Source organism: Pseudomonas sp. Sample_10, from assembly GCF_004321495.1.
Taxonomy (GTDB): Bacteria; Pseudomonadota; Gammaproteobacteria; order Pseudomonadales; family Pseudomonadaceae; genus Aquipseudomonas.
Map to the genome: position 1 here is coordinate 1 of NZ_RCOE01000168.1, position 6,437 is coordinate 6,437.

General features: G+C 59.4%; 7 protein-coding genes. All 7 read left to right on the forward strand.

All coding sequences use genetic code 11. The features are described 5' to 3' along the window. Positions 1-1,160: beta-ketoacyl-ACP synthase II (gene fabF / locus D8U18_RS16655; RefSeq protein WP_131108029.1), on the forward strand; the 1,160-nt coding region annotated here is incomplete at its 5' end. After that, positions 1,160-1,975 (forward strand): aminodeoxychorismate lyase, encoded by an 816-nt coding sequence (gene pabC, locus D8U18_RS16660; protein ID WP_056855932.1) that lies wholly within the window; start codon positions 1,160-1,162, stop codon positions 1,973-1,975. The genes fabF and pabC, both read left to right, overlap by 1 nt. 3 nt (positions 1,976-1,978) lie before the next feature. Beyond that, on the forward strand, positions 1,979-3,202 hold the full coding sequence (gene mltG, locus D8U18_RS16665; RefSeq protein WP_131108030.1) for an endolytic transglycosylase MltG: 1,224 nt from the start codon (positions 1,979-1,981) through the stop codon (positions 3,200-3,202). A 19-nt stretch (positions 3,203-3,221) separates the two neighbouring features. Then, the gene (gene tmk, locus D8U18_RS16670; protein ID WP_056855930.1) at positions 3,222-3,854 is read left to right on the forward strand and encodes a dTMP kinase; all 633 of its coding nucleotides are present in this window, start codon (positions 3,222-3,224) and stop codon (positions 3,852-3,854) included. Next, positions 3,847-4,833: a DNA polymerase III subunit delta' gene (locus D8U18_RS16675; protein WP_056855929.1), complete on the forward strand. Its 987-nt coding sequence runs from the start codon at positions 3,847-3,849 to the stop codon at positions 4,831-4,833. Before tmk ends, D8U18_RS16675 begins: the two co-directional genes overlap by 8 nt. Positions 4,834-4,875: 42 nt before the next feature. Then, the gene (locus D8U18_RS16680; RefSeq protein ID WP_056855928.1) at positions 4,876-5,232 is read left to right on the forward strand and encodes a PilZ domain-containing protein; all 357 of its coding nucleotides are present in this window, start codon (positions 4,876-4,878) and stop codon (positions 5,230-5,232) included. Between the two features lie 15 nt (positions 5,233-5,247). After that, positions 5,248-6,039, forward strand: coding sequence for a TatD family hydrolase (locus D8U18_RS16685; RefSeq protein WP_056855927.1), 792 nt, complete (start codon positions 5,248-5,250; stop codon positions 6,037-6,039). Positions 6,040-6,437: the final 398 nt, after the last annotated feature.

The window sequence follows — 6,437 nt, forward strand, 5'->3', positions numbered from 1 at the left end:
TGGCTGGCCGCAGTGGCATTGGTCTGATCGAACACACCGACCTTTCTGCCTATTCCACCCGTTTTGGCGGCTCGGTAAAGGGCTTCAATGTCGAGGAATACCTGTCGCTCAAGGAAGCACGCAAGCTCGACCTGTTCATTCAGTACGGTCTGGCCGCAGGTTTTCAGGCAGTGCGCAATGCGGGCCTGGAAGTCACCAACGCCAACCGTGAGCGCATCGGCGTGGCCATGGGTTCGGGTATTGGCGGCTTGACCAATATCGAAGAAACCAGCCGCACGCTGCACGAAACCGGCCCGCGACGGATTTCTCCGTTTTTCGTACCCGGCTCGATCATCAATATGATTTCCGGCTTCCTGTCCATCCACCTGGGTGCACAGGGTCCTAACTATGCCATCGCCACGGCGTGTACCACCGGTACGCACTGCATCGGCATGGCAGCGCGCAACATCATGTACGACGAAGCCGACGTGATGATTGCCGGTGGCGCCGAAATGGCCGCCTGCGGCCTGGGCATGGGCGGCTTTGGTGCCTCCCGCGCACTGTCGACCCGCAATGACGAGCCGACCCGCGCCAGCCGTCCATGGGACAAGGGACGCGATGGCTTCGTATTGTCCAACGGTGCCGGTGCGCTGGTTCTGGAAGAACTGGAGCACGCCAAGGCCCGTGGCGCGACCATTTATGCCGAGCTGATCGGTTTCGGTACCAGCGGCGATGCTTACCACATGACCTCGCCACCCGCCGACGGCGCCGGTGCTGCCCGCTGCATTACCAATGCGTTGCGCGATGCCAAAATCAATGGCGACCAAGTGCAGTACATCAATGCCCACGGTACTTCGACTCCTGCCGGCGACCTCGCGGAAGTCAATGCGATCAAGTCGGTGTTCGGCGAGCACGCCTACAACCTGGCGGTCAGCTCTACCAAGTCGATGACCGGTCACCTGCTCGGTGCGGCCGGCGCGGTTGAAGCGATCTTCAGCGTGCTGGCGATCAACAGCCAGGTGGCACCACCGACCATCAACCTGGATGAGCCGGATGAAGGCTGCGATCTCGATTTCGTACCGCACACGGCGCGCAACATGGATATCGATGTGGTTCTGTCCAACTCCTTCGGTTTTGGCGGCACCAACGGCTCGCTGGTGTTCCGCCGGTTCGCAGGTTGATGGAAAGCTGGGTCGACGGTCAGCCGGCTGACACGCTGTCGCTGAAAGATCGCGGCCTGGCTTACGGCGATGGTTTGTTCGAGACCATCGCCGTGCGCAATGGTTTCCCGGTGATGCTGGATCGCCATGTATTGCGGTTGACCAGAGGGTGTCAGCGGCTGGCAATCAACCTCGATCATGGCACCATGGTTACAGAGCTGCTCAACTACGCTGCAAAGCTCGACGAAGGCGTTCTCAAGCTGATCATCACCCGTGGTGACAGTTTGCGCGGATATGCCTTTGACCCCTCTGTTCAAGCCCGCCGCATCTTGCTGGGTAATCCTCCGGCGACGTATCCAGCCGCGCATGCCGAGCAAGGCATCCGCTTGTTTCCCTGTACTACACGCCTTTCAGATCAGCCCCTGCTTGCCGGACTCAAACACTTGAATCGGTTGGAACAGGTGCTCGCCCGTTCCGAATGGCAAGATAGCGACCATGCCGAGGGCTTGATGCTCGACCGGGCTGGCCGCGTCATCGAGGGAGTGTTCAGCAACCTGTTCATGGTATGCGATGACGTGCTGATCACCGCCGATCTGAACCGCTGCGGCGTGGAAGGGGTGATGCGTGCCGAATTATTGTTTCAAGCCGAGTCACTGGGCATTCCCACGCAAATCACCGATATCACGCTGGATCAGCTGCAATCGGCAGATGAAGTCTTTGTCTGCAACAGCGTTTATGGCGTGTGGCCAGTGCATGCCTGTGGCGCACTGAGCTGGCCGGTTGGGCCGCTCACCCGTAAACTTCAAACCATTGCCCGTGCGCTACTGGATGTTTGATACGTGAGACGTAAATTCTTGCTGCTGCTGGAAACCGGACTGGTTCTGGCGGGGCTGATGTTGGGTGCTTCTGCCTGGAAAATTCATTCGGCGCTGGTTCAGCCGCTGAACATTACTCAGGAAGAATTGCTGGAGGTGCCCAAAGGCACCACACCGAACCGCACCTTTTTGCGAATGGAAGCCGACGGCATCATCAAGGATGCGTTCTGGTTGCGCGTTTACTGGCGCTTCAACCTGCCCAAGCAGCCTTTGCACAGTGGCGAATACCGCATGACGCCCGGCATGACAGTCGAAGGTCTGATCGACCTGTGGAAGCGCGGTGAAATGGTGCAATACAGCCTGACGCTGGTCGAAGGCTGGAATTTCCATCAAGTCCGTGCGGCGCTGGCCAAAGAGGAAAAGATCGAGCAAACCCTTGACGGTCTGAGCGACAGCCAGGTCATGGACAAGCTTGGTCATACCGGGGTTTTCCCGGAAGGGCGGTTCTTCCCCGACACCTATCGTTTCGTGCGGGGCATGACCGACGTCGAGCTACTGAAGACGGCCTACGACCGTCTCGATGAAGTGTTGGCCAAGGAGTGGAATCAGCGTGCCTCCGATTTGCCCTACAGCGGTCCGTATCAGGCCCTGATCATGGCCTCGCTGGTGGAGAAGGAAACCGGCGTGCCACAGGAGCGCGGGCAGATTGCCGGCGTGTTCGTGCGGCGCATGGCGATGGGCATGCTGTTGCAAACTGATCCGACGGTCATTTATGGCCTGGGCGATCGTTACAACGGCAAGCTGACTCGCGCCCATCTCAAGGAAGCGACGCCTTACAACACCTATATGATTTCCGGCCTGCCGCCGACTCCGATAGCCATGGTTGGCCGTGAAGCGATCCACGCGGCGCTGAATCCGGTGGAGGGCAGCAGCCTCTACTTCGTCGCTCGCGGTGATGGCAGCCATGTGTTTTCCGATGACCTGGATGCCCACAACAATGCCGTGCGAGAGTATCAGCTCAAGCGTCGGGCTGATTACCGTTCCAGCCCCGCACCGGTGACTGCGCCCGAATCGCTGGAAAATGCGATTGAGGAACCTCAAACCGAAGAGCCTCAGGCTGAGCCGGACCAGACGCCGATCCCGGCCGCATCTCCCAACATCACTCCCGAGGCTTTGCCGCAAGTGCCGCCACAAGAACCTGCACCTACGCCCGCACCGGATGCAGCCGCGCCGCAAAACCCGCAATGATTCTGACTAAGGACTGCCTGTGACTGGCTTGTTTATTACGCTGGAAGGCCCGGAAGGCGCCGGCAAGAGCACCAATCGTGAATACCTGGCCGAGCGCCTGCGCGCTGCCGGTATCGAGGTCGTGCTGACCCGTGAGCCGGGAGGTACACCGTTGGCCGAGCGCATTCGTGAAGTGCTGCTGGCCCCGGTGGATGAGGTGATGAATCCGGACACCGAACTGCTACTGGTATTTGCAGCGCGTGCCCAGCACCTGGCCGAGGTGATTCGCCCGGCGCTGGCCCGTGGTGCGGTGGTCTTGTGTGATCGTTTCACGGATTCGACTTATGCCTATCAGGGTGGTGGCCGCGGCTTGTCACTGGAGCGAATCGCCGCGCTGGAAACCTTTGTCCAGGGTGATCTGCGCCCCGACCTGACGCTGATCTTCGATCTGCCGGTGGAAGTCGGTCTGGCCCGCGCCAGTGCACGCGGACGTCTGGATCGTTTTGAGCTGGAGGGCCGGGCCTTTTTCGATGCCGTGCGCAATGCCTTCCTCACGCGCGCAGCTGCGGAGCCGGCACGTTATGTCCTGGTCGACGCCGCGCAATCGCTGGCGCAGGTTCAGCTGGCTCTGGACGCCTTGCTCCCACGTCTGCTGGAGTTGACCCGTGGCTGAAGCCTATCCGTGGCAGGACAGCCTTTGGCAACAACTGGCCGGTCGTGCTCAGCACGCGCATGCCTATTTGTTGCACGGCCCGGCCGGGATCGGCAAGCGGGCGTTGGCCGAGCGTTTGATGGCCAGCCTGTTGTGCCAGCGTCCAACTGCGCAAGACGCCTGTGGAGAATGCAAATCCTGCCTGTTGCTCAAGGCAGGCAGTCATCCGGACAACTACATCCTGGAGCCGGAAGAAGCCGACAAGGCGATCAAGGTCGATCAGGTTCGCGACCTGGTCAGTTTCGTGGTGCAGACTGCGCAGTTGGGCGGACGCAAAGTGGTGCTGATCGAGCCGGTCGAGTCGATGAACATCAACGCGGCCAATGCCTTGCTCAAAAGCCTTGAAGAACCTTCAGGCGACACGGTGCTGCTGTTGGTCAGTCACCAGCCCAGCCGTCTGCTGCCGACCATCAAGAGTCGCTGCGTGCAGCAGGCCTGTCCGCTGCCAAGCGAAGCCATGAGCCAGGCCTGGCTGGCCAAGGCCTTGCCCGATTGTTCGGAAGACGAACGGGTCGAATTGCTGACGTTGGCTGCCGGCTCTCCTCTGGCCGCCGTCAACCTGCAGGCCCAGGGCGTTCGCGAGCAGCGTGCGCAAGTGGTCGAAGGGGTAAAGAAATTGCTCAAGCAGCAGCAATCGCCGACGCAACTGGCCGAGGGTTGGAATGCGATCCCGCTATTGTTGCTCTTCGACTGGTTCTGCGACTGGTCGAGTCTGATCCTGCGCTATCAGTTGACCCAGGATGAAGAAGGCTTGGGGCTGACCGACATGCGCAAGGTGATTCAGTACCTGGCTCAGAAATCGGCGCAAGACAAAGTCCTGAATATCCAGGACTGGATTCTCGCCCAGCGCCAGAAGGTGTTGAGCAAGGCCAACCTCAATCGGGTCTTGCTGCTGGAGGCCCTGCTGGTGCAATGGGCATCCTTGCCTACCCAGAGGTGACGGTCTGCGCCTAGACTCTGTGCATCAGCAGTGGAGGTCAGCATGAACGAATCTGTCAGCCCAGGGCCACGCAACGGCATTTTGTCGCTCACCATCAAGGACAAATCCGTGCTTTACGCGGCCTACATGCCGTTCATCAAGAACGGTGGCCTGTTTATCCCGACCAACAAGAGCTACAAGTTGGGCGATGAGGTATTCATGCTGCTGCATCTTATGGATGAGCCGGAAAAAATCCCGGTGGCCGGAAAGGTCGCCTGGGTCACGCCCAAAGGCGCGCAGGGTAACCGTGCCGCCGGTGTCGGCGTACAGTTCGGCGACGGTGACGACACCGCTCGCAGTCGAATCGAAACCCATCTGGCCGGAGCACTGAAGTCCGACCGTCCCACTCATACGATGTAAGTTGCAGCCATTTTTATGCTCGTAGATTCCCATTGCCACCTTGATCGCCTTGACCTTGCCGCCCACGACGGTTCCCTCGATGCCGCACTGGATGCGGCACGTCAGCGCGGGGTAGGGCACTTTCTGTGTATCGGCGTCAGCGTCGACAACGCTGCCGAGGTCAAAGCCCTGGCCGAGAAATACGACGACGTGGACTGCTCGGTCGGCGTGCATCCGCTGGATGTGCAGCCCGGCGCCGCACCCGCGCTGGACTGGCTGTTGCAGGAACTCAATCACCCGCGCGTAGTGGCGATCGGGGAAACCGGTCTGGATTATCACTACGAGCCCGAAGCAGCCGAGTTACAGCAGGAATCGTTCAGATTGCACTTGCAAGCTGCACAGCAGACCGGCAAGCCAGTGATCATTCATACCCGTGGTGCGCGCGCCGATACCCTGAACCTGCTGCGCGAAGCGGCATTGCCTCAGGCGGGCGTGTTGCACTGTTTCACCGAAGATTGGGACATGGCGAAAGCCGCGCTGGACATGGGGTATTACATTTCCCTGTCGGGGATAGTCACGTTCCGCAACGCGGACGCATTACGTGATGTGGCGAGCAAGGTGCCGGCGGACCGCTTGCTGGTGGAAACCGATTCGCCGTACCTGGCACCGATTCCTCATCGCGGCAAACCTAACCTGCCGCAGTACGTGCGAGAGGTTGCGGAATTTCTGGCAATGTTGCGCGGCGAGTCCTACGAGCGATTTGCTGAACAGACCACCGAAAACTTCCAGCGATTGTTTCCCCTGGCGCATGTCAGGGCAGTGTCGTAACGCCAGAAACAAATCGCAGCCTGGGGCCGCGCCCACGGGGCTTTGGTCGTTAAATCGCAGGCAAAAAAAACCCGGGTTCTGGGGGGTGAATCCGGGTTAAGACCATTAGGAGTAAAACAATGGTACGCGGTCCGTTGGTACCAATATCGGCGTGACACTTGGGGGAGATGTCCCGCCGACAGTTCAAGTATTGATCAGTATTGCGCCCAGTCCAGTTTGAGAACCGGGGTTTTTAAACAAATTTGGAATACGGGCGCTTCGGAAGAGTTCTCATCAACCTTGCAGCGTGCGCAAAATGACCAGAAAACACAGATATGGTCGGATGATCCGTGCATTTTGGCGCAAGTTAGGCATAATACGCGGCTTCGAATTTTGACCCCTACAGACCTTTTCTTATG